This is a genomic window from Bradyrhizobium sp. (genome assembly GCF_004799405.1).
In the GTDB taxonomy this organism is placed as follows: domain Bacteria; phylum Pseudomonadota; class Alphaproteobacteria; order Rhizobiales; family Xanthobacteraceae; genus Bradyrhizobium.
On the sequence record NZ_SSMW01000080.1, the window covers coordinates 73,100 to 98,622 of the forward strand.

At 62.9% G+C, this 25,523-nt stretch carries 24 protein-coding genes; 16 read left to right on the top strand and 8 right to left on the bottom strand.

Annotated elements, in window-relative coordinates; translation table 11 throughout:
- The first annotated feature begins 9 nt into the window (after positions 1-9).
- From E7813_RS12565 to E7813_RS12580, 4 genes are read left to right on the top strand one after another with little or no spacing between them, the layout of a single operon-like run.
- Positions 10-192 carry a DUF4089 domain-containing protein gene (locus tag E7813_RS12565; protein WP_291574326.1) on the top strand — a complete coding sequence of 61 codons (183 nt, stop codon included), beginning with the start codon at positions 10-12 and terminating at the stop codon, positions 190-192.
- Positions 140-1,597, top strand: coding sequence for an AtzE family amidohydrolase (locus E7813_RS12570; protein ID WP_291574328.1), 1,458 nt, complete (start codon positions 140-142; stop codon positions 1,595-1,597). The genes E7813_RS12565 and E7813_RS12570 overlap by 53 nt, the downstream gene beginning before the upstream one ends.
- 13 nt (positions 1,598-1,610) lie before the next feature.
- Positions 1,611-2,027, top strand: coding sequence for an oxalurate catabolism protein HpxZ (gene hpxZ, locus E7813_RS12575; protein WP_291574330.1), 417 nt, complete (start codon positions 1,611-1,613; stop codon positions 2,025-2,027).
- A complete protein-coding gene (locus E7813_RS12580) occupies positions 2,024-2,761 on the top strand; it encodes a GntR family transcriptional regulator (protein WP_291574332.1) in 738 nt (245 codons plus the stop codon). The genes hpxZ and E7813_RS12580 overlap by 4 nt, the downstream gene beginning before the upstream one ends.
- A 40-nt stretch (positions 2,762-2,801) precedes the next feature.
- Here the strand turns inward: E7813_RS12580 and atzF are convergent, their stop codons facing one another.
- Entirely contained in the window at positions 2,802-4,598 is a 1,797-nt protein-coding gene (atzF, locus tag E7813_RS12585; RefSeq protein WP_291574336.1) for an allophanate hydrolase, read from the bottom strand.
- A 311-nt stretch (positions 4,599-4,909) separates the two neighbouring features.
- Positions 4,910-6,190: an NAD(P)/FAD-dependent oxidoreductase gene (locus E7813_RS12590; protein ID WP_291574339.1), complete on the bottom strand. Its 1,281-nt coding sequence runs from the start codon at positions 6,188-6,190 to the stop codon at positions 4,910-4,912.
- 214 nt (positions 6,191-6,404) lie between these two features.
- Between E7813_RS12590 and E7813_RS12595 the strand changes: the two genes are divergently transcribed.
- Complete coding sequence (locus E7813_RS12595) at positions 6,405-7,346, top strand: IS1595 family transposase (RefSeq protein ID WP_291574341.1); 942 nt, start codon at positions 6,405-6,407, stop codon at positions 7,344-7,346.
- Positions 7,347-7,590: 244 nt separating this feature from the next.
- On the opposite strand, the gene E7813_RS12600 is transcribed toward E7813_RS12595, so the two are convergent.
- Positions 7,591-7,758, bottom strand: coding sequence for a hypothetical protein (locus E7813_RS12600; RefSeq protein WP_291574343.1), 168 nt, complete (start codon positions 7,756-7,758; stop codon positions 7,591-7,593).
- On the opposite strand from E7813_RS12600, the gene E7813_RS12605 reads away from it, so the two are divergent.
- From E7813_RS12605 to E7813_RS12630, 6 genes are all read left to right on the top strand, one after another.
- Positions 7,757-8,461 carry a hypothetical protein gene (locus E7813_RS12605; RefSeq protein WP_291574345.1) on the top strand — a complete coding sequence of 235 codons (705 nt, stop codon included), beginning with the start codon at positions 7,757-7,759 and terminating at the stop codon, positions 8,459-8,461. The genes E7813_RS12600 and E7813_RS12605 overlap by 2 nt on opposite strands.
- Before the next feature lie 269 nt (positions 8,462-8,730).
- Positions 8,731-9,903 (top strand): ABC transporter substrate-binding protein, encoded by a 1,173-nt coding sequence (locus E7813_RS12610; protein WP_291574347.1) that lies wholly within the window; start codon positions 8,731-8,733, stop codon positions 9,901-9,903.
- Positions 9,904-10,221: 318 nt separating this feature from the next.
- Entirely contained in the window at positions 10,222-11,139 is a 918-nt protein-coding gene (locus E7813_RS12615) for a branched-chain amino acid ABC transporter permease (RefSeq protein ID WP_291574349.1), read from the top strand.
- Positions 11,136-12,083 carry a branched-chain amino acid ABC transporter permease gene (locus tag E7813_RS12620; protein WP_291574351.1) on the top strand — a complete coding sequence of 316 codons (948 nt, stop codon included), beginning with the start codon at positions 11,136-11,138 and terminating at the stop codon, positions 12,081-12,083. The genes E7813_RS12615 and E7813_RS12620 overlap by 4 nt, the downstream gene beginning before the upstream one ends.
- The gene (locus E7813_RS12625) at positions 12,076-12,843 is read left to right on the top strand and encodes an ABC transporter ATP-binding protein (RefSeq protein WP_291574352.1); all 768 of its coding nucleotides are present in this window, start codon (positions 12,076-12,078) and stop codon (positions 12,841-12,843) included. The genes E7813_RS12620 and E7813_RS12625 overlap by 8 nt, the downstream gene beginning before the upstream one ends.
- Positions 12,836-13,555: an ABC transporter ATP-binding protein gene (locus E7813_RS12630; RefSeq protein ID WP_291574354.1), complete on the top strand. Its 720-nt coding sequence runs from the start codon at positions 12,836-12,838 to the stop codon at positions 13,553-13,555. The genes E7813_RS12625 and E7813_RS12630 overlap by 8 nt, the downstream gene beginning before the upstream one ends.
- Positions 13,556-13,780: 225 nt before the next feature.
- Here E7813_RS12630 and E7813_RS12635 read toward each other — a convergent pair whose 3' ends face one another.
- From E7813_RS12635 to E7813_RS12650, 4 genes are all read right to left on the bottom strand, one after another.
- Entirely contained in the window at positions 13,781-15,217 is a 1,437-nt protein-coding gene (locus E7813_RS12635) for a glutamine synthetase family protein (RefSeq protein ID WP_291574356.1), read from the bottom strand.
- A 70-nt stretch (positions 15,218-15,287) separates the two neighbouring features.
- Positions 15,288-16,643, bottom strand: a complete 1,356-nt coding sequence (locus E7813_RS12640; protein ID WP_291574358.1) for an aromatic ring-hydroxylating dioxygenase subunit alpha — start codon at positions 16,641-16,643, stop codon at positions 15,288-15,290.
- Between the two features lie 52 nt (positions 16,644-16,695).
- Positions 16,696-17,589, bottom strand: a complete 894-nt coding sequence (locus tag E7813_RS12645) for a helix-turn-helix transcriptional regulator (RefSeq protein ID WP_291574360.1) — start codon at positions 17,587-17,589, stop codon at positions 16,696-16,698.
- Positions 17,586-17,906 carry a DUF3658 domain-containing protein gene (locus tag E7813_RS12650; RefSeq protein WP_291574362.1) on the bottom strand — a complete coding sequence of 107 codons (321 nt, stop codon included), beginning with the start codon at positions 17,904-17,906 and terminating at the stop codon, positions 17,586-17,588. The genes E7813_RS12645 and E7813_RS12650 overlap by 4 nt, the downstream gene beginning before the upstream one ends.
- 122 nt (positions 17,907-18,028) lie before the next feature.
- On the opposite strand from E7813_RS12650, the gene E7813_RS12655 reads away from it, so the two are divergent.
- The 5 genes from E7813_RS12655 (at position 18,029) to boxB (ending at position 24,549) form a co-directional block, all read left to right on the top strand.
- A complete protein-coding gene (locus tag E7813_RS12655) occupies positions 18,029-19,585 on the top strand; it encodes a benzoate-CoA ligase family protein (RefSeq protein ID WP_291574364.1) in 1,557 nt (518 codons plus the stop codon).
- Between the two features lie 247 nt (positions 19,586-19,832).
- Complete coding sequence (locus E7813_RS12660) at positions 19,833-20,651, top strand: alpha/beta hydrolase (protein WP_291574366.1); 819 nt, start codon at positions 19,833-19,835, stop codon at positions 20,649-20,651.
- A 24-nt stretch (positions 20,652-20,675) separates the two neighbouring features.
- Complete coding sequence (locus tag E7813_RS12665; protein WP_291574367.1) at positions 20,676-21,197, top strand: DUF309 domain-containing protein; 522 nt, start codon at positions 20,676-20,678, stop codon at positions 21,195-21,197.
- A gap of 151 nt (positions 21,198-21,348) precedes the next feature.
- Complete coding sequence (boxC, locus tag E7813_RS12670; RefSeq protein ID WP_291574368.1) at positions 21,349-23,037, top strand: 2,3-epoxybenzoyl-CoA dihydrolase; 1,689 nt, start codon at positions 21,349-21,351, stop codon at positions 23,035-23,037.
- Between the two features lie 75 nt (positions 23,038-23,112).
- Positions 23,113-24,549: a benzoyl-CoA 2,3-epoxidase subunit BoxB gene (gene boxB, locus E7813_RS12675; protein ID WP_291574527.1), complete on the top strand. Its 1,437-nt coding sequence runs from the start codon at positions 23,113-23,115 to the stop codon at positions 24,547-24,549.
- A gap of 156 nt (positions 24,550-24,705) precedes the next feature.
- Here the strand turns inward: boxB and E7813_RS12680 are convergent, their stop codons facing one another.
- Complete coding sequence (locus E7813_RS12680; RefSeq protein WP_291574369.1) at positions 24,706-25,506, bottom strand: SDR family oxidoreductase; 801 nt, start codon at positions 25,504-25,506, stop codon at positions 24,706-24,708.
- Between the last annotated feature and the right edge of the window lie 17 nt (positions 25,507-25,523).

The window sequence follows — 25,523 nt, forward strand, 5'->3', positions numbered from 1 at the left end:
GAGAGAGCCATGGCTGCTGATCCGCTGGACGATTACATCGACGCCGTCTCAAGGGCGCTGGCGCTTGCCGTCGACGACGCCTGGAAGCCGTCGGTCAAGGCCAATCTCGAAGTGTCGCTGAGGCTGGCGCGGCTGGTCGATGAATTTGCGCTTCCCGACGAAACCGAGCCGGCCAGTGTCTTTGCAGCCTGATATCGCCGTGACCGCCGGGCATGACGGGCTGTCGGCAGCGGACATCGCACGCGCGGTGACCGGCCGGAAGATGTCAGCGCTTGGCGTGACCGAGGCGGCGCTGGCACGGATCGCCAAACACGATTCTGTCCTGAATGCATTCACCGATGTGACCGCCGATCGCGCGCGCGCCAAGGCGCGAGCGGTCGATGCGGCGATTGCGGCTGGCGAGAGTGCCGGGCCGCTGGCCGGCGTGCCGTTCGCGGTGAAAAACCTGTTCGATGTGCGGGGCTTGCCGACCCGCGCCGGCTCGAAGATCAATCGCGATCTTGCGCCGTCGCCGCGCGACGCCACGCTGATCGAGCGGATGGAAGCCGCCGGTGCCGTGCTGGTCGGCGCGCTCAACATGGGCGAATATGCTTACGACTTCACCGGCGAGAACGTGCATGACGGCCCGTCGCGCAATCCGCATGACGTGACGCGGATGACCGGCGGCTCGTCCGGCGGCTCCGGCGGCGCGGTCGGCGGCGGTCTTGTCCCGATCGCGCTGGGCTCCGACACCAACGGCTCGATCCGGGTGCCGTCTTCGTTCTGCGGAATTTTCGGGCTGAAGCCGACCTACGGCCGGCTGTCCCGCGCAAGGTCGTTTCCGTTCGTCGCAAGCTTCGATCATCTCGGTCCTTTCGCGCGCAGCGTCGGCGATCTGGCGCTGGCCTATGACGCGATGCAGGGCCCCGATCCGGATGACGCGGCCTGCACGGCGCGGCCGGCCGAGCCGGTGACCGCGCTGTTGGCGCAGGACATCGGGAACTTGCGAATCGCGATCGCCGGCGGATATTTCCAGACCAACGTTTTTCCCGAAGCCAAAGAGGCGGTCGCCCGCGTCGCCAGGGCGCTCGGCGCCGCGCGTACCATCGAAATTCCCGAAGCCGCGCGCGCCCGCGCCGCAGCCTATGTCATCACCACGTCCGAAGGCGCCTCGCTGCATCTCGATCGCCTGCGTAACCGCCCGAACGATTTCGATCCGGCGGTGCGCGACCGGTTGCTGGCGGGCGCGATGATTCCGGCGCCCCTGGTCGACCGCGCGCAGAAATTCCGCCGCTGGTATCGCGCCAGGGTGCTGGAGATTTTCAGGTCGGTCGATGTGATCGTCGCGCCGGCGACGCCTTGTGTCGCGCCGAAACTCGGGCAGGCGACCTTCGTGCTGGACGGCGTCGAACTGCCGGTGCGCGCCAATATCGGCATCCACACCCAACCGATTTCCTTCATCGGCTTGCCGGTGGTTGCCGTACCCGTTCCGCTCGAGCCGATGCCGATCGGCGTGCAGATCATTGCCGCGCCGTGGCGGGAAGATATTGCGCTGCGCGCAGCCTACACGCTGGAGCGCGCCGGCGTGGTCTGCGCGCCGCCACCGAGAGCCCTGTAAAGGAGATTGCAGGATGGAGGTCGATCTCCCCGACGTCGTTGCCGAAGTGACCGCGCAATTCGCGCGCTACGAGGCGGCATTGGTGTCGAACGACGTCGCGGTGCTCGGCGAGTTGTTTCGCGTCGATCCGCGCACGCTTCGCTACGGGATCGGCGAAAATCTCTACGGCTACGACGCGATCGCGGCATTTCGCGCGGCGCGCTCGCCGATGGGATTGATGCGCAGGACCGCAAGGACATTGATTACAAGTTACGGCCGCGATGCCGCGGTGGCCTCGACGCTGTTCTATCGCGACGCCTGGACCGGCAGCAAAGTGGGGCGGCAGATGCAAACCTGGGTTCGATTTACTGAAGGTTGGCGGATCGTCGCCGCCCATGTCAGCATCATCGACGAGCCCGAATCTTCCAAAGCGCCGGGTCAAAAGCCATGAGTCTTGACGATCTTCCAGCCGGCGCCCCGCAACGTCCTGCTGCCGGGGCCGAGACCCCGGTTCGCAGGGTCGACCGCGCCGGGCCCTATCCGGACAAGATCACGCGCGCCGAGGAATTGCGGCTGCAATTGGCGGACGAAATCGTACGCGGCGCGCTGCCGCCCGGCGCCGCTCTCGACGAGACCGACATCGCGCAGCGCTTCAAGGTCTCGCGCACGCCGGTCCGCGAGGCACTGCGCCAGCTTGCGGCCAGCGGCCTGATTGACGTCCGCGCGCATCGCGGCGCGGTGGTGGCGCGGCCCTCGATTGAACGGTTGACCGGAATGTTCGAGGCGATGGCGGAACTGGAAGCGCTGTGCGCCGGGCTTGCCGCCGAGCGGATGCTGCCGGCGGAGCGCCACCGGCTGGAGGCGATTCACGAGGAATTGCGGGTGCTGAGCCACGCCGGCAATCCAGACCGCTTCCACGAAGTCAACGAGCGCTTTCACAATGCGATCTATGCCGGCTCGCAGAACGGCTATATCGCCGAAATGACGCTGGCGACGCGGGTGCGGGTGCAGCCGTTTCGCCGCGCGCAATTCCGCAACCTCGGGCGCCTGGCCAAATCCCACGCCGAGCACGATCGCGTCGTGGTCGCCATCATGCGCGGCGACCGCACCGGCGCCGCAACCGCGATGCGCGCGCATATCGAACTGGTGCGCGGCGAATACGAGTTGTACGCGGTATCGGTTTAGTCTTCTCACCTCTCCCCGCAGGCGCGGGGCGAGCGAGCGGTCACACCGCCACCTTCTCCGCCACAAAGGCCCGCCAGCCGCCGAATGCGGAGATATCCCGCGCGCCGTCGATCGCGGTGGGTTCGACGATAAAGCCCTTGACGCCGCGGCCGTCGGCGAGACGGACGGTGCCGATCGACAGCGGCGGCGGGATCGCGGCGACGAATTCCCCGAATGATGCCGCCGGCAGCGCCCAGATCTCCAGCGCGATCGACGATCCGGTTCCTGCCGCCACCCGCAGCATTCCGGGTTTCGGCGGCGTGGTGGGAAGCGCATAGAGCTTGTAGTCCGGCGCGGTCGAGGTTGCTTCCAGCAGGCGTCCGCGCAGCGCCTTCAATTCGCCGTTGAGCACCATGCCCGACAGATGCGCGCCGACTACCGCGATGGCGATCTCGTCGCCGTCAACGCCCGCCCTCAACGCCGAAAAAGCCGGCTGTGGCAGGTTTCGGCTGCCCATCGGGAGCCTGGTGTCGGCGTGGAAGACGCGGCCGATGCTGGCGAGCCGTGCGTCCTGCCCGGTCGGCGCCAATAGCGTGATGCCGAACGGGATGTCGTCGGGCCGGATCGCTGCCGGCAATGCCAGGCCGCATAGATCGAGCAGGTTGACGAAATTGGTGTAGGTGCCGAGCCGGCTGTTGAGTTCGATCGGATTGGCCAGCACTTGCGCCGTTGAGTACACCGTCGGCGTCGTTGGCAGCACCAGGGCGTCGATATTGGCAAAGGCCCGCTCGGCGATCCGGCGCAACCCCTGCAGCCGGTAGAACGATGCAAAGGTGTCGGCAGCGGTTAGCCGCGCGCCGGCGGCGGTGATTTCGCGCGTCACCGGATGAATCGAATCCGGCGATGAGGCCAGGAGGTCGCGGACCACCAGATAGCGCTCCGCGACCCACGGGCCTTCATAGAGCAGCCGTGCGGTTTCATAGAACGGCTCGAGATCGAACCCGACCAGCGTGGCGCCGAGCGATGTCCAGCGATCGAGCGCATCGCGGTACGCCTTCTCCGAGGCCTTGTCGCCGAAGAAGATCAGTTGCCCGTCACGCGGCACGCCCAGCCTGAGATTGGACGGAAACGCGCTCATCTGCGCCAGCGGCCGGATCCGCGAAAACGGGTCGGCGCCGTCGGGGCCGGCCATCGCGCTCAACGCCGTCATGGCGTCGTCGACGGTCAGCGAGAACACCGACACGCAATCCAGCGTGCGGCAGGCCGGCACCAGGCCGGCGGTGGAGATCAGCCCGAGGCTCGGTTTCAGGCCCACGATATTGTTGAGCATCGCCGGCACGCGGCCGGAGCCGGCGGTATCGGTGCCCAGTGCCAGCGGCACGAGGCCGGCCGATACGGCCACGGCCGATCCCGAACTCGATCCGCCCGGAATGAGATCGCCGCGCATCGGATTGTCGGGAATGCCATAGGGCGAGCGCACGCCAACGAGGCCGGTGGCGAACTGGTCGAGATTGGTTTTGCCGATGATGATGGCGCCGGCGGCGCGCAGCCGCGCCACCGAGGTCGCGTCATGCGCAGGCGCGTAGGCAAAGGCCGGGCAGGCCGCGGTAGTAGGCAAACCGGCGACGTCGATATTGTCTTTGACGGCGACGGGGATGCCGTAGAGCGGAAGCTGCAAGGCATCTTTCGCCGTTAGGGCTTCCGCTTCCGCCAATGCTTCTGTCTCGTTGCGCAGGCTGATGAAGATGGCGGGATCGTTGTGGTCGCGAATGCGTGCAAAGGTGCGCACGACGGTCTGTGCCGGCGACACGGAGCCTGCGCGGTGCGCGGCGACCAACGCTGCGACAGTTTCAGTCACGCGGTGCTCCGATCGTTGCGAAAGATGCGGTCCGCAAAACGCGGCAGGCCGGTAGTGGCTGGGCCAAAGTTTGCCATGGCGGGCGGTGCTCCGGGACCGGAAATCCTTGATCAGATCGAAGCAAGCGGTGTGCCATTGTGTACATCGCCTCGCAACAACGAATTCCGAGAATGATGCTGGTTTGTCAATTGCTTGAATGAACCTCGGAGCAACGATTGCGGTTCTGCCTCTCCGGTCAATCCATTGTATTTGCCCATTTTATGAGCAGCACGAATTCCGCCGCGTGGCTGATACGACCGGCTTCCGCAAATTCACTTGCTGACTTTGCTGCTGCCTTGCGTGATCAGGCGCGCGGCGCGTTGATCGCGGGCGTGGATCCACAGCCAACTGATGGCGACGCTCAACCGGTTGCGCAGGCCGATCAGAAAATAGATGTGCGCGATGCCCCATATCCACCAGGCCAGCGTGCCGCGCAGCTTGACGCGCCCGAAATCGATCACCGCCTTGCGCTTGCCGATCTGCGCCAGGCTGCCGGCGTGCCTGTAACGGAACGGCGCAGGTGTGACGCCGCGCAGCCGCGCCTTGATGGCAGCGGCGACATACTGTCCCTCCTGCTTGGCTGCCGGCGCGATACCGGGGACCGGCTTGCCATCCGGGCCGGCGATTACGACGGTGTCGCCGATGGCGAAGATATCGGGATGGCCCGATACGGTGAGATCGGGCAACACTTGCAGGCGGCCGGCGCGGTCGGCCGCGGCAGCAAGCCATTCGGCGGCGGGCGAGGCGCGCACGCCGGCGGCCCAGATGATGGTCGTGGTGTCGAGCCGGTTATCACCATAGACCACCTCGTCGGCGGTGCACGCGGTGACGGCCTGTCCCAGCATCACTTCGACGCCGATACTCATCAGCGAGCGTTGCGCATAGGTCGACAGATCGTCGGCGAAGCCCGCCAGCACGCGGGACCCGGCCTCGATCAGAACGACGCGCGTCTTGTGGGTGTCGATGTTGCGGAAGTCCGGCGGCAGCGTGTCCTGCGCCAGTTCGGCGATGGTGCCTGCGAGTTCGACGCCGGTCGGGCCGGCGCCGACGATGACAAAGGTCAGCAGCGCCGCCCGCCGCCGCGGATCGTTCTCGCGCTCGGCGCGTTCGAAGGCTACCAGGATGCGGCGCCGGAGTGTGGTGGCGTCCTCCAATGTTTTCAGGCCGGGCGCGAACGGCTCCCACTCGTCATGACCGAAATACGCATGACGGGCGCCGGTGGCGAGCACCAGCGTGTCATAGGATAGCGCCTCGCCGTCATCGAGCAGCACCCGCTTGCCAGCCGCATCCACGCCGGTCACCGTGGCGAACAGGGTCGTCACTTCAGGGCGATCGCGCAGCAGATAGCGGATCGGCCACGCGATCTCCGATGTCGCCAGCGACGCAGTGGCGACCTGGTACAATAGCGGCTGGAACAGATGATGGTTGCGCCGGTCGACCACCGTGATGCGGACCGGCGCGCCCGCGAGGCGAAACGCCGCCTCCAAGCCGCCGAAGCCGGCGCCGACAATCACGACATGATGCGGTTTTGTCGGGTGCGGCGGCTCTGTCATGCGTAGCCTCTACAGGTTTCAGAGCGTGCTGTGCTGCAAGGACCAAAAGCTGCGACCAGATTGCCGATCGCCGCGATTCTCAGACCGATTGCTCACACACCTGGCGGATATAAAGCCACGGTCGTTGATTCCCAACCAGCACTATAATGCGTATTATAACCTTGACAAAGCAGATCGACAGAGTTAAGATTGCTTCAATTCTGGAGCTATCGCCATGACAGACTTACTAAAAAACCCGATCTTCCTTGACGAAACCAAAGCCCGCGATTGGCTTGAAGCGCGCGTTTGGGCGAACGGTCGGGTCTGCCCGCATTGCGGCAACGCGGATCAGGACAAGATCACCAAGCTTGATGGCGACGCGCATCGTCCCGGCGTGTACCAGTGCAACGAACCGGCCTGCCGTAAGCAGTTCACGGCCACTGTCGGGACCGTATTCGAGAGCAGCAAAATTCCGCTGACCAAGTGGCTTGCCGCGCTGTTCCTGATGACTGCCAGCAAGAAGGGCATCAGCGCCCATCAGGTCCACCGCATGTTGGGCATCAGCTACAAATCGACTTGGTTTCTGATGCACCGCTTACGTGAGGCAATGCGCGTTGGCGGCCTTCTCCCGCCCATGGGCGAAGATGGCGGCGCTGTCGAGGTTGACGAAACCTATATTGGTCGCGTCAAGGGCGTGAAGATGAAGCGCGGTGGATCACGCCATAAGAACGCTGTTCTATCACTGCTTGACCGCGAGACCGGACAGGTCCGCAGCTTCCACGTTTCGAATGCGAATGCTGCCGAGATCGCGCCGATTGTTAACGCAAATATCTCGAAAGAAGCGCGCCTGATGACCGACACCGCGCCCGTCTACAAAAAGATGTTCACGGAATTTGCGCGCCACGATACCGTCGATCATTCGAAAGACGAATACGCACGTCGCGATGGCGAAACCATCATCACGACCAACACCATTGAAACTTACTTTTCAGTGTTCAAGCGCGGTATGAAAGGAACGTACCAGCATTGCAGCGAGAAGCATCTGCACCGCTATCTCGCAGAGTTTGATTTCCGCCATAATAACCGCACCGCTTTAGGTGTGAACGATGCTGCTCGCGCCGAGCAACTGGCGAAGGGCATCGTCGGCAAACGTCTCACCTATCGACGGCCTGACTAAAAACACGTTTCATATTCAGGCGCGCCGCTTTGTTTATTGGCGCAAGAAGAAGCGTCCCGTTTAAGGTAGCCAGCGACCTAACAAAACGTATCGCACGACCCAGCCGAGAGCGCACAGCCCGAAACCAACAATCCAAGTAATAAGTTGCGCCTCCGGGGTGGCGGCAATGATATGCAGGCTTCCCAGAACCGTTACGACTACGCCGGAAGCGAAAAGAACCCAATAAGAGGCGTGAGCGAGACGTTCAATCAAGGCGCTTCTTCTTTTTGGGACTCGCAGCCGTTTTTGATTTAGCTTTCGGCTTTACCCGATGCTGCGGCGGAGTTTTCGCGACAGCACTGGCGGCACGCTCAAAGCGCGCCCATGCATCTGGATGAAGCTCAATGCCTTTTGACGAAGCGGATTTTGCCATGCAGCCGTTATCCCGAGTAAAGCCTGATGCCCTTGTAAATTGGGGCGATAGTACAACCATGGCGCAACGCCCGCAATTGGCTGCTAAGATATGCCATTGCATAACGCAGTGGTCCGAGATTGAGATTTTTCTTGGTGCTTTTCTTGGAGTTTTATTACACACAAACCATCAAGCCGCGGTAGCGATGTATTCTGGTGTTGAAAGTCGCGCTGCCCAACTTCGGCTAATTACTTCTGCCGCTAAAGCTAGCGTTCCTCCTGAACATTTCGATGTCTTTTCGGTATTCTTATCGGCGGTGGTTAGACCACTTATGAAAGAGCGGGATAAACTTGCTCATTGGAGTTGGGGATACAGCCCTGACTTGCCCGATTCACTCTTACTTTCTGATCCATCTCACACACTAGAAAATTTCATGCTGGCACTTCGCACTCAGCCTGGCGTCGAAAACGCAGCAGTACCAACAAACTTTGATCGCGTCTTCGTTGTCGGAGATAGCTTCCTTGATGGAATAAGTAAGCGTGCAGCGACTACTAAAACCCATCTAAGGGTGGCTATGGCGTCAGTTTGGGATCACAACTCGCCGAAAGAGCACGCTGAATACCTCCTCCGATTATCCAACGTGCCTCAGGTTCGTGAAGGCTTAGACCGCCTCGCGCAGGGTCGTCAAAAAACTCAAGAAGCTCCGCCACAAGCGCCTCGCTAAGGGCGGATCGACTGACAGTTATAAGATCGGGCGCGCCAGCCCCTTGAATCGATTCGATTTTAGAGGCGCAAGATTCATGTGTCATAATGCCCTGCTTTGTCAAGGTTATAATTGGCACTATAATTCTTGCTATTCGTACCGGCTGCGAATTATGGTGCATGCTCCTTTGCGAGGGACACCAAAGGTGGTGCTTGCCGCCACCGAGAGAATTCGCGCACAAAGCAAGCCATCTCGCAGGGGGCATCGGTAAATAGTGAGGAGGGACGACAATGAGAACAGCATTCTGGCTCGCGGGCGCTACGGTTCTGGCGCTGGCAAGCCCTGCGTTGGGCAAGGATTCCATCAAGATCGGTTTTGTCAGCACGTTCAGCGGCCCGACCGCCGTGATCGGCAACGACATGCGCAATTCGTTCGAGCTCGCGCTCGATCACTTGGGCCGCAAGATGAACGGCCTGCCGGTCGAGGTGATCTACGAGGATGACGGCCAGAAGCCGGATGTCGGCAAGCAGAAGACCGAAAAGCTGGTGCAGTCCGATCACGTCGACTTCATCGCCGGCTACATCTGGTCGAACGTGCTGCTGGCGTCGCTGAAGACCGCGGTGGATTCGCAGACCTTCCTGATCAGCGCCAATGCCGGACCGTCGCAGCTCGCGGGCGAATTGTGCTCGCCATACGTATTTTCGACGTCCTGGCAGAACGACCAGACCCCGGAGGCGATGGGCCTCTACATGAACCAGAAGGGCGTCAAGTCGGTGTTCCTGATCGGCCCGAACTACGCCGCCGGCAAGGACATGCTGGCCGGCGTCAAGAGCACGTTCAAGGGCGAGGTCAAGGGCGAGGAATACACGGTGTGGCCGAGCCAGCTCGACTTCTCCGCCGAGCTTTCCAAGGCGCGCGCGTCGGGTGCCGAATCGATCTTCGTGTTCTATCCGGGTGCGGCCGGCGTCCAGTTCCTCAATCAATATGTGCAGGCCGGCCTCAAGCAGCAGATGCCGCTCTACACCGCCTTCACCATCGACGAATTGTCGCTGCCGCTGCAGAAGGACAATGCGCTCGGCGTTCCCGGCGCGCAGGAATGGGTCAACGACCTGCCCAACGAGCAGAACAAGCAGTTCGTCGCCGACTATCGCAAGAAATATCCCGGCCTGCGCCCGACCTATTACGGCGCGCAAGCCTATGACGCCGCGCAACTGATCAACAGCGCGGTGGTGGCGGTGAAGGGCGACACCGGCAAAAAGGACGCGATGAAGGCCGCGATGGAAAAGGCCGATTTCAAGTCGCTGCGCGGCCCGTTCAAATACGGCAACAACCACATTCCGATCCAGAATTTCTATCTGCAGGACGTGGTGAAGGATGCCGACGGCACGCTGTCGCTCAAGACCGTCTCCACCATCGTAAAGGACAACCAGGATCGTTTCCACGACAAATGCCCGATGAAGTGATCGCGGATTTTATTCAGCACGGCGGCGGCGCTCGCGCGCTGCCGCTGTTTTGTTGGAAGATAATGAGATCAAGCGGCAACGGCGGTGTGCTCCTTCTCCCCTTGTGGGAGAGGGTTGGGGTGAGGGGTTCAGGTCTATCGATAGAGCTTAACCCCTCACCCGGATCGCATCTGTCGATGCGACGTAGCCGAAGCCTTGCTTCGGCGTTCTCTTCTTCAAGAACGGCCGCCGAAGGCGACCTATGCCTCCCCCACAAGGGGAGAGGTGAGCTGAGCTAAGTTTGCGGACACGAAAGTTCTTCAACTATTTTCAGGATCCATGCTGCTCGTCGTCGAACAATTCCTGAATGGGTTGCAGTTCGGCCTGCTGCTGTTCCTGCTGGCGGCGGGATTGACGCTGGTGTTCGGCATCATGGACTTCGTCAACCTGGCGCATGGTTCGCTCTACATGATGGGCGCCTATTTCACGGCAACCTTCGTGGCGTGGACGGGAAGTTTCGTCGTCGGCGTGCTGCTGGCGCTGGGCGCGACGTTGCTGCTCGGCATCGTGCTGGAATTCGTGGCGCTGCGGCACCTGTATGGCCGCGACCATCTCGATCACGTGCTGGCGACGTTCGGTCTGATCTTGTTCTTCAACGACGCGGTGCGGCTGATCTGGGGCCCGGCGGGCCTGGCGCTGCCGCTGCCGGCGTGGCTGACGGTGCCGATCCAGATCATGCCCGGCGTGTTTTATCCAAGCTACCGCCTCGCAATCATCGTGGTCTCGCTGCTGGTCGCGATCTTCCTCTATGTGATGGTGATGCGCACCCGGCTCGGCATGCTGATCCGCGCCGGCGCCTCCAACCGCGAAATGATCGGCGCGCTCGGCATCAACATCAAGCTGCTCTACACGCTGGTGTTCGGGCTCGCCGCCGCACTGGCCGGTCTCGCCGGGCTGATGCAGGCGCCGATCCTCACGGTCCAGATCGGAATGGGCGAAAACATCCTGATCCTCGCCTTTGTCATCATCGTGATCGGCGGCATCGGCTCGATCCGCGGCGCGTTCCTGGCCGCGATCTTCGTCGGCATGATCGACACGCTGGGCCGCGCGTTCCTGCCCGATTTGCTGCGGCGGGTGCTGAGTTCGGCGACCGCGTCGACCGCAGCACCCGCGCTGTCCTCGATGCTGATCTATCTGGTGATGGCCATCGTGCTGGTGCTGCGGCCGGAGGGGCTGTTTCCGGCCAACCGGCGATGAGCGCTTCGTTCAACGCGCGCAACGCGGTCGCAGCACTGGTGGTCGCCGGGCTGGTGCTGCTTCCGCTTTACACGTCGCTCAGCGGCAACGTCTTCGCGCTGACGCTGTTCACCCGGATCGTCATCTTCGCGCTGGCGGCGGTCAGCCTCAATCTCATCATGGGCTATGGCGGGATGATGAGCTTCGGCCATGCCGCCTATCTCGGGATCGGCGGCTATGCGGTCGGCATTCTCGCCTTTGAAGGCACCGGCTCCGGCTTCATTCAATGGCCGGTGGCGCTGGCGGCCTCGGCGCTGTTTGCGCTGGTGATCGGCGCGCTCAGCCTGCGCACCCGCGGCGTCTATTTCATCATGATCACGCTGGCCTTTGCGCAGATGGCGTATTATGTCGCCTCCGGGTTGGCGCGGTACGGCGGCGACGACGGTCTCACCATCTACAAGCGCAGCGATTTCGGTGGCCTGATCAATCTGTCGAACCGCGTGCAGTTTTATTATCTCTGTCTCGGCTGTCTGCTCGGCGGGATCTACCTGGTCTGGCGCATCGTCAATTCGCGCTTCGGCATGGTGGTCCAGGGCCTGCGATCCAATGAAGCGCGGATGCAGGCGATCGGGTTTCCCGCCACGCGATACCGGCTGGTCTGCTTCGTCATCGCCGGCACCCTGTGCGGCCTCGCCGGCGCGCTGCTGGCCAACAATACCGACTTCGTCAGTCCGGCCGTGATGTACTGGACCCGCTCCGGCGATCTCATGGTCATGGTCATCCTCGGCGGCATGGGCTCGCTGTTCGGCCCGGTGATCGGCGCGGTGGTCTATCTTGTGCTGGAAGAGTTTCTGTCGCAACTCACCGAATACTGGGCGCTGATCATGGGTCCGCTGCTGCTCCTGATCGTGCTGTTCGGGCGCGGCGGCATTGTCGGATTGCTGGGGAGGCTCGACCGTGGCTGATCCCCTGCTTCGCGTTGAAAACCTGGTGCGGCGGTTCGGCGGCATCGCCGCGACCGATCATCTCTCGCTCGACGTCGCAAGCGGAGAATTGCACGCGATCATCGGCCCCAACGGCGCCGGCAAGACTACGCTGATCAGCCAGCTCACCGGGCAGTTGCAGCCGAATTCCGGCGCCATTCGGTTCGCCGGCCGTGACATTACCCGCCTGCCGGCCTGGCGCCGCAGCGCGCTCGGACTGGCGCGCTCGTTCCAGATCACCTCGCTGCTGTCGGAGTTCACCGCGCTCGACAACGTCGCGCTGGCGGTGCAGGCGCATGACGGGCACTCGTTCTATTTCTGGGGCGATGCCCGCCGGGAAAAACATCTGCGCGACAAGGCGCTGGCGGCCCTGACGCGTGTCGGGCTCGAGCGGCGCGCCGGCGTGGTGGTGTCGAGGTTGAGCCACGGCGAGCAGCGCGAGCTCGAGCTTGCGGTGGCGCTCGCGACTTCGCCGAAATTGCTGCTGCTCGACGAGCCGATGGCGGGACTGGGTTCAACCGAATCGGCGCGCATGATCAAGCTGCTGCAGGAGTTGCGGCGGGAAGTGACCATCGTGCTGGTCGAGCACGACATGGACGCGGTGTTCGCGCTCGCCGACCGCATCACGGTTCTGGTCTATGGACGCGTCATTGCCTCGGATACCCCGGCGGCGATCCGCGGCAATGAAGAAGTCAAGCGCGCCTACCTCGGCGATCAGCATGTGGTGACATCCAATGGCTGACGCCTCCGCCCTGCTCGAAGTCGAAGAGATCGAGACCTGCTACGGCCTGAGCCAGGTGCTGTTCGGCATGTCGCTGCAGGTCCGCTCCGGCGAGATGGTGGCCCTGATGGGCCGCAACGGCATGGGCAAGACCACCACGATCCGCTCCATCATGGGGCTGACGCCGGCGCGCGCCGGCGCAATCCGCTTCGCCGGACAGGACGTTCGCAAGCTGCCCTCGTTCCGGATCGCGCAGTTGGGCATCGGCCTCGTCCCCGAAGGGCGCCAGATATTTCCCAACCTGACGGTCTACGAAAATCTCGTCGCCGCCTCCGGCAACCGGCTCGGCTCGGAGAATCCGTGGAGCATCGAAAAAATCCACGCGCTGTTTCCGCGGCTGGCCGAACGCGGCGGCAACATGGGCGGCACGCTGTCCGGCGGCGAGCAGCAGATGCTGGCGATCGGCCGTGCGCTGATGACCAATCCGCGCCTCTTGATCCTGGATGAAGCCACTGAAGGCCTCGCACCATTGATCCGCGACGAAATCTGGAATTGTCTTTCGATGCTGAAAGCGCGGGGACAAGCGGTGCTGGTGATCGACAAGAACGTCGAGCATCTCACTCGCATCGCTGATCGCCACACCATCATCGAGCGGGGGCGGACGGTGTGGAGCGGCACGTCGGCGCAGTTGATGGCGGAGCCAGAGCTGCAGCACCGGTATCTGGGGATTTGAAGAAAGCCACCTCTCCCCTTGTGGGAGAGGTCGGATCGCATCGTTAGATGCGATCCGGGTGAGGGGTTAAGCTCTATCGATAGACCTGAACCCCTCACCCCAACCCTCTCCCACAAGGGGAGAGGGAGCTCACTGCCGATGTTGAGGCCCTATTTGTCCAATCCGCGATCCGCATCCTTCCGTCATGGCGGACTTGTCCCGGGCATGACGAATTAGCGCAACCTCTCAAAACATCTCGAAATATTCGCGATGTTCCCAATCCGACACTTCGGCCTGGAAGCGCTCGATTTCGGCGTTCTTGATGTGAACGTAGTAGTCGACAAACTCCGCGCCCAGCGCCTCGCGGAAGAACGGATCGTCCTTGAGCGCCGATACCGCTTCGCCCAGCGTCTTCGGCAGCGGCTTCGCCTTGGTCTCGTACGGCGTGTCCGCGGACGGGCCGGGATCCAGTTCGCGATCGACGCCGTCGAGGCCGGAGAGAATTTGCGACGCCATGTAGAGATAGGGATTGGCGGCGGGCTCGCCGATGCGGTTTTCCAGGCGGGTTGCCGGATCGTTGGCGCCGCCGAGCACGCGGATCATCACGCCGCGGTTGTCGCGGCCCCAGATCGCGCGATCCGGCGCCAGCGAATAGGAACGGTAACGCTTGTAGCCGTTGATGGTCGGCGTCGTGAACACGGTCGAGGCGCGGGCATGCTCCAAAAGCCCGGCGAGATAATGCCGCCCGAACGCGCTCAACAGCCCGCCATTGTCCTTGCTCATGAAAGCGTTCTCGCCGCTGCCGCGCGCGACCAGCGATTGATGCAGATGCCATCCGGAAGCGAACACGTTCGGCAATCGCGGCCGGCACATGAAGGTGGCGTGATAGCCATGGCGGTGGCAGATCTGCTTCACGGCGCTGCGAAACAGCACCATGGTGTCGGCGGGCTCGAGGCCTTTGCCCGGCTTGAACGTGAACTCGCATTGGCTGGGGCCGAATTCGACTTCGATCGATCGCAGCGGTAGGCCGAGCGCCACGATGTCCCGCCTGACGATCTCGAGCGCCGGCTCCATCTGGTCGTAGCGCTGTTCGGTCAGGTATTGATAGCAGTGCGACAACAGGCTGACGGCAGGCGGCTGTCCCGGCTGACCGGCATCCTCCGGCGACATCCTGGCGTCTTCGAGTTTGAAAATGTGGCATTCGACTTCGAGGCCGGCGACGAAGTCGTAGCCGCGCGCTTCGAGTTTTGCGAGCGCCGATTTGTAGAGATTGCGGGTCGCGAACGGGACCGGCCGCCCATCGGCAAAATAAACGTCGCACAACAGCCAGCCGGTGGCCGACGCCCATGGCAGCACGCGAAAACTGGTAGGGTCCGCCACCATCAAAACATCGGCGGCGCCTTCCATCTCGCGCATCCCGAAACCGCCGCCGGAGGTGAACACCGGGAATACCGTGCGATGCGAGGTGTCCTTGGCGAACATCGTGGTGGTGATGCTGCATCCGCTCTCGAGCGAAGCCAGCGCCTCGCTTGCCACCAGCGTCTTGCCGCGGAGAATGCCGTGCTGATCCGGGAACGACAGCCGGATCACTTCGAGCTTTTGCGCCTCGACGATTTTGCGAAGGCTGCCGGCGGATTCTTTCTGTTCACGCGACCACAGGCCGTGACGCTCGACAAAACTCAACGCGTCACTCCCCTGGTGCTCCCTCGCCCCGCAAGCGGGGCGAGGTGATCCTGCTCCAGAAGCGCCATCATCAAACCGCCCGGAGATGGCGAATCTTTTCGGAAATCTCGGCCGGGACCGGCGCGGCCCACGGCGCGCTGCGCCGCCGCTTCACGTCGACCTCCATCCAGAAGGTTTCCCAGCCGCGGGTCGGCCCGATCCCGTCCATGGTGGCGGGACCCTGGATGCTCCGCTCATGCGCGGCGTCGAGGAACATGAAGGGCTTGCCGCCGCCGGCGACCGTCTCGATCTCCTGGCGCAGCAGGCGGCGGTATTGCACGATCGCCTTGTCGGACTGGCCGAGATGCTCTTTGGTGCGATCCTGGACCGGTCCCATCGATTCCACCGCCCACTGGTCGTGCACGTTGATGTCGGTGCCCATGCCGGTGTAGGTCGCGGTCGCCTGCTCGTGCGGATCGAAACCGTAATCGTTCGATTTGTTCTTGCGCGAGCGGTAATCCGGCAATTCATAGAGTTCGAGGCGCTGGTCGCGCATCTTCTGCTTGTCGACCGGCGTCGAATAGCTGGTGAAGATCGCATACCAGTAGCAATTCTCGTCGTCGACCGGCACATGCCATTGCGAAATCGTCATCTCGGTGCTCATCGGGATGACGAAGCCGTGCGGGAACAACTGGTTGGTGACGCGGACGTGGGTTCGCTCGTCGTCGATCTCGCGCAGCGCGATCAGCCGCAGTCCGTATTCGGTATGCTCGACATTGATGATGGGATCGTGGTGTTCGCGCAGGATTTTGGTCATCGGCATGTCGCTGCCGGCCGACGCGCCGCGAAACTGCTTGCCGTAGGAGGCGGCGGGATCCTCGTCCTCGAAGAAGCGATGCAGGAACGAGGCATGCGCCGGATCGATGCCGACCTCGAGCGCCTGCAGCCAGTTGCAGTTGATGTGGCCCTTGAAGGCAAAGGTGTGGCTATCGGGCGCCACGAAGCAGTCGATCTCGGGAAACGCCGGCGGCTCGCCTTCGCCGAGATAAGCCCAGAGGATTCCGCCTTTCTCGACCACGGGATACGCGCGCTGCACGATGCCTTTGCACAGCGTCGAATCCTTCGGCTCGGCGGGTGTTTGCAGGCATTGGCCCGAGACGTCGAACAGCCAGCCATGGAACGCGCAGCGCAGGCCGCCATGCTCGAGACGGCCGAACGCCAGATCGGCCCCGCGATGCGCGCAATGCCGTTCGATCAGGCCGTAACGTCCCTGCTCGTCGCGAAACAGCACCAGGTCCTCGCCGAGCAATTTGACCGGCTTGACCGGGCGCGGTCCGGTCAGTTCATCGACCAGCGCCGCCGGCTGCCAGTACATCCGCATCAGTTTCCCGCAAGGCGCCTTGGGCCCGGTGCGGGTCATCAGGTCGTTCTGTTCCTGGCTCATCATGACGGCGTGTCCTTTTCGGCCATTCTATCCAAAGCCCGTGACCTCGGCCAGATCAACCCCGCGCAAACATCCGCGCATCGCCCTGCAACACCGGCGCCACCGCCTCGATCAATCTTGCCGCCGCAGCGTCCACGGAAAGCCCGGCGGTATCGACCACCGCCGAAGCCCGTGCATACAGCGGTTCGCGGCTCTTCAGGATGGTGCGCAGCTCCGTCATCGCCGAGCGATCGTCCGCCATCGGGCGCAGATCGCCCTGGCGGCGCACCCGCGCCATGTGTTCTTCCGGCTCGGCCTTCAGCCACACGGTGTAGAACGAAGATAAAATCAGGTCGAAGGTGACGGGCTCGGAGACGATGCCGCCGCCGGTCGCCAACACCATCAATTCCCGGCGCGTCAGCAGTTGCGCCAGTGCGGCCTGCTCCATGCGGTGAAAGCCTTCCTGGCCGTACAGCGCGATGATCTCGGCGACCGACAATCCGTTCTGCGCCTCGATCTCCTTGTTGAGTTCGACAAACTTCCAGCCGATTTTCTTCGCCAGCATTTTTCCCAGAGTGGATTTGCCGGCGCCGCGCAGGCCGATCAAAGCGATGCCGGAAGACATCCGCCGCTGCGACGATGCGCCGTTGCCGGAGAGAACGTCCTTGGCTTGCGCGATCTGGCGCGGCGTCGCCCTGCGCAGGAGGTCGCGGATCACCGGCCAGTCCGGCGCCGGATCGGTTGCGGGAATGATGTCCTCGAGATGCGCCCCCATCGCGTTCGAGACCCGGCGCAGCAGCACGATCGAGACATTGCCCTTGCCGCTTTCGAGCTGCGCGATGTAGCGTTCCGAAATGCCCGATACCTTCGCCAGCACCTTGCGTGACATCCCGCGCAGCGCGCGCATGGTGCGGACGCGCTGGCCGAGCTGTTCGAGAAAGCCGGTTTCGGGATCGGGATTGTCGGTCATCGCCGCTTTTTCGTTTGCTTCCCGGTCAAGCGGATTTCGCTGTATCGCCAGCGATCGAGATTTCCTGCCGCTTGCAGCCTGTTGGCTCTGACGAGCGCTTTGATCCGGCCGGCGATGATGTTCACCGGCAATCCCGGCGGCGGTTTGAACGTTATCGGAACGTCGTAGGCCAGGCGCTCCCAAGCAAACGGCGCCTTAAGCACCTCGGCGACGTCAGTGATGACACGTGCAACCTTGTGAAATCGCGGTTTGCAGCAGCGCAAGATGGTTTGATCGACCACAGCAGGGGACATTAATTTGCGATTGTAAGGATGCATGGCTCGGAATCATAATGCCGCCAAGGATTGACAGCAAGCGCGTGTGATGCCTTTCTATGAACTATAATTCTTAAAACCGGGGGAGAAGGCGTCGTGACACGCTTGAGCTTTGAGGGCGCGAAATGAGCGACGCGTCCGGTTCCTATAACGCGGCGACCTGGCTGCTCGATCGCAATGTCGATGAAGGGCGCGGAGACAAGCTCGCCTTCACTGATACGGTGCGTGAGCTGACCTATGGCGATTTGCAGAAGCAAAGCCGCCGCCTCGCCAATCTGCTGCGCCGCCTCGGTGTCCGCCGCGAGGAACGCGTGGCGATGATCATGCTCGATACGGTCGATTTTCCGATCGTGTTTCTCGGCGCCATCCGCGCCGGCGTGGTGCCGGTGCCGCTCAACACGCTGCTGACCGCCGATCAATACGCCTATGTGCTGGCGGACTGCCGCGCCAAGGTGCTGTTCATTTCCGAAGCGCTGCTGCCGGTGATCAAGGACATCGTCGGCCGGTTGCCGGATCTCGAACACGTCGTCGTCGCTGGCGGCGATGCCCATGGCCACAAGAAACTGTCCGACGAACTCGCCCGCGAAAGCGATTCATTCACGACGGCGGCGACCCATCCCGACGAGCCGGCATTCTGGCTCTACTCCTCGGGCTCGACCGGCATGCCCAAGGGCGTGCGGCATCTGCATTCCAGTCCGCAGGCGACCGCCGATACGTTTGGCACGCAAGTGCTTGGCATCCAGGAGGACGACCTTTGCCTCTCTGCGGCAAAACTGTATTTCGCTTACGGGCTCGGCAACGCCTTGACCTTCCCGATGGCGGTCGGTGCTAGCTCCGTGCTGAATGCAGACCGGCCGACGCCGGCCCGGATGTACGACCTCTTGAACGGGTACAACCCGACCCTCTTCTTTGGCGCGCCGACGCTGTTCGCCGCCATGTTAAATGACGCAACGGCGAAGAACGTGCGTGCCGGCAAGCGGCTGCGCCTCTGCTCCTCCGCAGGCGAACCGTTGCCGGAATCGGTCGGCCATAGCTGGAAGTCGCGCTTCGGTATCGACATTATCGACGGCGTCGGCACCACCGAGCTGTTGCATATTTTTCTCTCCAACGCGCCCGGCGATATCAAATACGGCACTGCGGGGCGTCCGGTGCCGGGCTACAAGATGCGGCTGGTCGATGAGGCCGGTGGTGACGTGGCCGATGGCGAGATCGGCGAACTCCTGGTCGATGCGCCCTCCTCCGGCGAGAGCTACTGGAACCAGCGCAGCAAGAGCCTGCGGACCTTCGAGGGCCGCTGGACCCGCACCGGCGACAGATACATTCGCGATGCCGAGGGTCGCTATACATTCTGCGGCCGCAGCGACGACATGTTCAAGGTGTCCGGCATCTGGGTATCGCCGTTCGAGGTCGAGAGCGCGCTGATCACCCACCCTTCGGTGCTCGAGGCGGCCGTGGTGCCCGAAGCCGATCCGGAAGGTCTGTTGAAACCGAAAGCCTTCGTGGTGCTGCGCAAGGATGGCAACACCGATGGTCTGTATGAATCGTTGAAGGAGCACGTCAAGCAGAAGATCGGTCCGTGGAAATATCCACGCTGGATAGAAGTGGTGGATTCATTGCCGATGACCGCGAATGGCAAGATCCAGCGCTTCAAGCTGCGGGATGGCGACGCGGCGAAGCCATGATGCGCGGCTTGATTGAAACTCGAACGGTCGCGGCGAACTCGACTCTGCTCTCTCCCCCACGCAACCGGGGTTTACCCCCGTTTCGCATTTCAATTTCGCGCAAATCGGGCAGGCCCGACGTGCGCTGGGGGAGAGCCGGAGAGGGGGGTGGCCGCGGGTTCGGTGTTTGCGGCTTACCCCTCTCCCTAACCCTCCCCCACAAGGGGGGAGGGAACGTACCTGAACTGTTGCGAGCAGTGCGGCCATCATGACCGCGCTCGCAGCTACCGGCTTCCTCTCCATCGGCGCCTCCCGCCTCGAATACCGCTTGATCGGCCCTGCGCCGGACGCCGCGCCGACCATCGTCATGCTGCACGAAGGGCTCGGCTCGACCGGGCTCTGGGGCGATTTTCCCGACAAGCTGCAGGCCGCCACCGGCTGCGGCGTGTTTGCGTATTCGCGCGCAGGCTATGGCGCTTCGACGCCGGTGACATTACCGCGTCCGCTCGACTACATGCATATCGAGGGGCTGCAGGTGTTGCCGAAGCTGCTCGATGCGATCGGTTTTCGCCGCGGGCTGCTGGTCGGCCATTCCGACGGCGCGTCGATCGCGGCGATCTATGCCGGGGGCGTCGCGGATCATCGTGTTCGCGGGCTGGCGCTGATTGCACCGCATTTTGTGGTGGAGGATATTTCGGTGACCTCGATCGCCGGGATCAAGCGGGCCTATGAAGCCACGGATCTCAGGTCGAAACTGGCGCGCTGGCACCGGGACGTCGACAACGCCTTCTACGGCTGGAACGGTGCGTGGCTCGACGCCAGGTTCCGCGACTGGGATATCTCGGAATATCTCGCCTACATCCGCGTTCCCATTGCAATTCTGCAGGGAGCGGAAGATCAATATGGGACGATCCGTCAGGTCGAGGTTGCCCGGGAGGAGTGCTACTGTCCGGTCGATGTGACGATCATTCCCGGGGCGGGACATTCGCCGCATCGGGAGGCGCCGGGGGCGACGCTTGAGACCATTGCGGAATTTGCTGGACGCATTTTGGATGGGCATGAAGGCGCGCGGGGACGCGCCGCGTAACCCGTTTGTCGCGACGATGTGCGCATGAGCACCCCGCCCCCACCCCCGGATCTTGCGTTGCCGCGATGGGCCTATGTTCCCGGCGAAACCGCCGAGGCCGAGGCCGATCACGATACGCTGGCAGTTGCGAGGAAACTGGTGCCGTCGCGGTTTCGCGGCCACGTGCCGGCGCGTCACCCGGCCTTGCGTTATGCGCTGGCGCTGAACACCGCCGGATATTTCTGGGAATCGCAGGAGATCCTGGAAGCGGTGTGGGCCGCCGCGCCCCAAGGTGGACGCGAACGGATCCTGCTGCGGGCCTGCATTCAGATCGCCAACGCCAATCTCCGGCTGCGCATGGCGAAGTCGCACGCCGCGGCGCGTTTTTTCCGCGAAGCCCTGGCCGGGCTCGATGAACTCGGCACGCGCAAGGCGACGCCGGCAGGCGACGGATTTGCCGATGGCGCAACGATGGGTGCGCTGGCGGCGCTGCTTCGGGCCAAACTGGCGCAGCCTGCATTGTCCGAAGCGGACTGGATCGATATCGCGGTCATCGGCCGGATGTGAAGCAAAATGCAGATTTCGCTGTCTGTGGTCTGGACGTGGCCGAAAACATGCATTATTGTGCATAGCGACTTGAGGTAGCCAAGACCCAAAGTCGCAAAGTCCCAAAAACCGCAGGAAACCGCGCAAGGGTGGCGCATGTCTGGTGAAGATCATGGCCGGTGAAGATCGCGTCCTCGCCAGCGGCGCCAAGCATATCGACTTTCAGACCGAACCGTCGCGCTACAAGCACTGGAAGCTTGATGTCGCAGGCGAGGTGGCGACGCTCACCATGGATGTCGACGAGAATGGCGGGCTGTTCGAAGGCTATCAGCTCAAGCTGAATTCCTACGATCTCGGCGTCGACATTGAACTGGCCGACGCGGTGCAGCGGCTGCGCTTCGAGCATCCCGGGGTGAAGGTGGTGCTGCTGCGCTCGGCCAAGAACCGGGTGTTCTGCGCCGGCGCCAATATCCGGATGCTGGCGGGGGCGACCCACGCGCATAAAGTGAACTTCTGCAAGTTCACCAACGAGACCCGCAACGGTCTCGAAGACTCCAGTGAAAATTCCGGCCAGCGCTTCGTCACGGTGATCAACGGCACCGCGGCCGGTGGCGGCTATGAACTGGCGCTGGCGACCGATCACATCATCCTTGCCGATGATGGCGCGGCGGCGGTGGCGCTGCCGGAAGTGCCGCTGCTCGCGGTGCTGCCGGGCACTGGCGGGCTGACGCGCGTCGTCGACAAGCGCAAGGTGCGGCGCGATCACGCCGATTATTTCTGCACCATCGAGGAAGGCATCAAGGGCAAGCGCGCGGTGCAGTGGCGGCTTGTCGACGAGATCGTGCCGAACAGCAAGCTGGAAGCCAGGGTCGCCGAGCGCACGCGCGAATTCGCCGCCGCCTCGAAGCGCAACGGCGCCGGGAAGGGCATCGAGCTCAAGCCGCTGACGCGCAGCATTGACGACAATGGCATCCGCTACGGCCTGGTCAGCGTCGATATCAATCGCGCCGAGCGCATCGCCACCATTTCGATCGCGGCGCCCGACTCCGGCCCGCCTGCCGACACCGACGGCATGGTGGCGCAGGGCGCATCGTTCTGGCCGCTGCAGGTCGCACGCGAACTCGACGACGCCATCCTGCATTTGCGCATCAACGAGCTCGAGACCGCGATGCTGGTGTTCAAGTCGCATGGCGAGAGCGCCAATGTCCTGGCTCACGACGCATTTCTGGAAGCCCACAAGGCGAACTGGCTGGTCAATGAAATCAGGCAGTACTGGAAGCGGGTGCTCAAGCGCATCGACGTCACCTCGCGCACCCTGGTGACGCTGGTCGAGCCCGGCTCGTGCTTTGTCGGCACCCTGGCCGAACTGGTGTTCGCGGCCGACCGCTCCTACATGCTGATCGGCTCGCGGCAGGGCGACAATCGCGCACCGCCGGCGATTGCGCTGAGTGCCATGAATTTCGGCCCCTATCCGATGAGCCACGGCCTGACGCGGCTGCAATCGCGTTTCCAGGCCGACCCGTCCGACGTCGAGGCGGCACAATCGAAAATCGGCGAGGCGCTGGATGGGGAGCAGGCCGAGCGGCTCGGCCTCGTCACCTTTGCGCTCGACGACATCGACTGGGATGACGAGGTCAGGGTGTTTGTCGAGGAACGCACCTCGTTCTCGCCCGACAGCCTCACCGGCATGGAAGCCAACCTGCGCTTTGTCGGGCCCGAAACCATGGAATCGAAAATCTTCTCGCGGCTGACGGCGTGGCAGAACTGGATCTTCCAGCGCCCCAACGCGGTCGGCGAACACGGTGCGTTGCGCCGCTACGGCAGCGGACAGAAGCCAGAGTTCGATATGACGCGGGTTTAGTAGGTTTGCTGCGTCATGGCCGGGCTTGTCCCGGGCATGACGGGAAATGTGTCCAAGGAGCACGCCATGAACATCATGAACGTCGACTACTCCACCAAGATTCCCAACAACGTGAATCTCAGCGAGGATCGGCAGGTGCTCAAGGCACTGGAAGGCTGGCATCCCGGTTACATGGACTGGTGGGGCGACATGGGGCCGGAAGGTTTCCAGCAATCGCTGGTTTACCTGCGCACCGCCTATTCGGTCGATCCGCGCGGCTGGGCCAAGTTCGACTACGTCAAGATGCCCGATTATCGCTGGGGCATCCTGCTTGCGCCGCAGGAAGAAAACCGCGTCATCCCGTTCGGCCAGCATTATGGCGAGCCGGCCTGGCAGGAAGTCCCGGGCGAGCATCGGGCCATGCTGCGCCGCCTGATCGTGATCCAGGGCGACACCGAACCGGCGTCGGTCGAACAGCAGCGCCATCTCGGCAAGACCGCGCCCTCGCTCTACGACCTGCGCAATCTGTTCCAGGTCAATGTCGAGGAAGGCCGCCATCTCTGGGCGATGGTCTACCTGCTGCAGAAATACTTCGGGCGTGACGGACGCGAGGAGGCGGATGAACTGCTGCGTCGCCGTTCCGGCGACGCCGATTCGCCGCGCATGCTGGGCGCCTTCAACGAGGCGACGCCGGACTGGCTGTCGTTCTTCATGTTCACCTATTTCACCGACCGCGACGGCAAGATGCAGTTGCACTCGCTGGCGCAATCCGGCTTCGATCCCCTGTCGCGCACCTGCCGCTTCATGCTGACCGAGGAAGCGCATCACATGTTCGTCGGCGAGACCGGCATCAGCCGCGTGGTGCAGCGCACCTGCGAGGCCATGAAGGCCGCCGGCATCGCCGATCCCAACGATATTGCGAAAGTGCGCGCGCTCGGGGTGATCGATCTTCCGACCATCCAGAAGAAGCTGAACCTGCATTACACGCTGTCGCTCGATTTGTTCGGCTCGGAGGTCTCCACCAACGCGGCCAACGCCTACAACGCCGGCATCAAGGGCCGCTACCGCGAGACCCAGATCGACGACGATCATCGCCTACAAAACCAGACCTATCCGGTGCTCAAGCTGGTGGATGGCAAGATCAAGCGCGTCGACGAACCGGCGCTGACCGCGCTCAACATGCGGCTGCGCGACGACTACACCCAGGACTGCGCCAAGGGCCTGTTGCGCTGGAACAAGATCATCGCGCTTGCCGGATACAACTTCAAACTGACGCTGCCCAACGTCGCATTCCATCGCCAGATCGGCGAGTTCAAGGACATTCACGCCACCCCGGACGGCGTGCTGATCGACGATGCGACCTGGAACAAGCGCAAGAGCGACTGGCTGCCCTCGTCCGACGACGGCGACTTCATCGCGTCGCTGATGGTTCCGGTGACCGAGACCGGAAAATTCGCGTCATGGATTTCGCCGCCCAAGGTCGGCATCGACAACAAGCCGGGCGATTTCGAGTATGTGAAGATCGAGACGTGATCTGCTTACCTCGCCCCGCCTGCGGGGAGAGGTCGAAATTCGCGTAGCGAATTGCGGGTGAGGGGGACCCTCCGCGAGTCCACCTGTTGAGACAGCCCCTCTCCCCACCCTCTCCCCGCAAGAGCGGGGCGAGGGAGCCTTCTTTCACGGGCGCCGCTACCCCGCGATCTCCAATCCGGCATTGGCGTAGACCACGCCGCCATCGACGGCGATGGTGGCGCCGACCACATAGTCGCCGGCCCGCGACGCCAGATAGATCGCGACGCCGGCCATGTCTTCATCGGTGCCGACGCGCCGGGAAGGCACCCGCTGCGCCACTTCGTCGGCGTGATCGCGGGCGGCGCGATTCATGTCGGATCTGAACGCGCCGGGTGCGATCGCCGTGACGTTGATACGCTCCTTGATCAATTTGGTTGCCATCCGCCGAGTCAGGTGAATCAGCCCCGCTTTACTGGCGGCGTAAGAATAGGTCTCTCCCGGATTGACGAAGATACCATCCACCGACGCAATGTTGATGACCTTGGCGGGTTTCTCGGCGGTCGCGGAGGCACGAAGCGGCGCCGCCAGCGCCTTGGTCAGAAAGAACGGCGTCTTGAGATTGAGGTTCATCACCTTGTCCCAGCCGCTCTCGGGAAATTCGTCGAACTCGGCACCCCATGCGGCGCCGGCATTGTTGACGAGAATATCGAGCTTCGGCTCGCGCTTCTTGATTTCTGCCGCCAGCATCTCGATGCCGGCCATGGTGGAGATATCGATCGGCAGCGCGATGCACTCACCGCCATATTCAGCCGTAAGCTCCTTGGCGGTCGCCTCGCACGGTCCCGCCTTGCGCGCGGTGATATAGACCTTCGCCGCGCCTTGGGCGAGAAATCCGCTTGCGATCATCTTGCCTATTCCGCGCGATCCTCCGGTCACCAGTGCGACGCGGCCCTTGAGCGAAAAAAGATCCTTGAACATGCGTGCCCTCCGTTGAT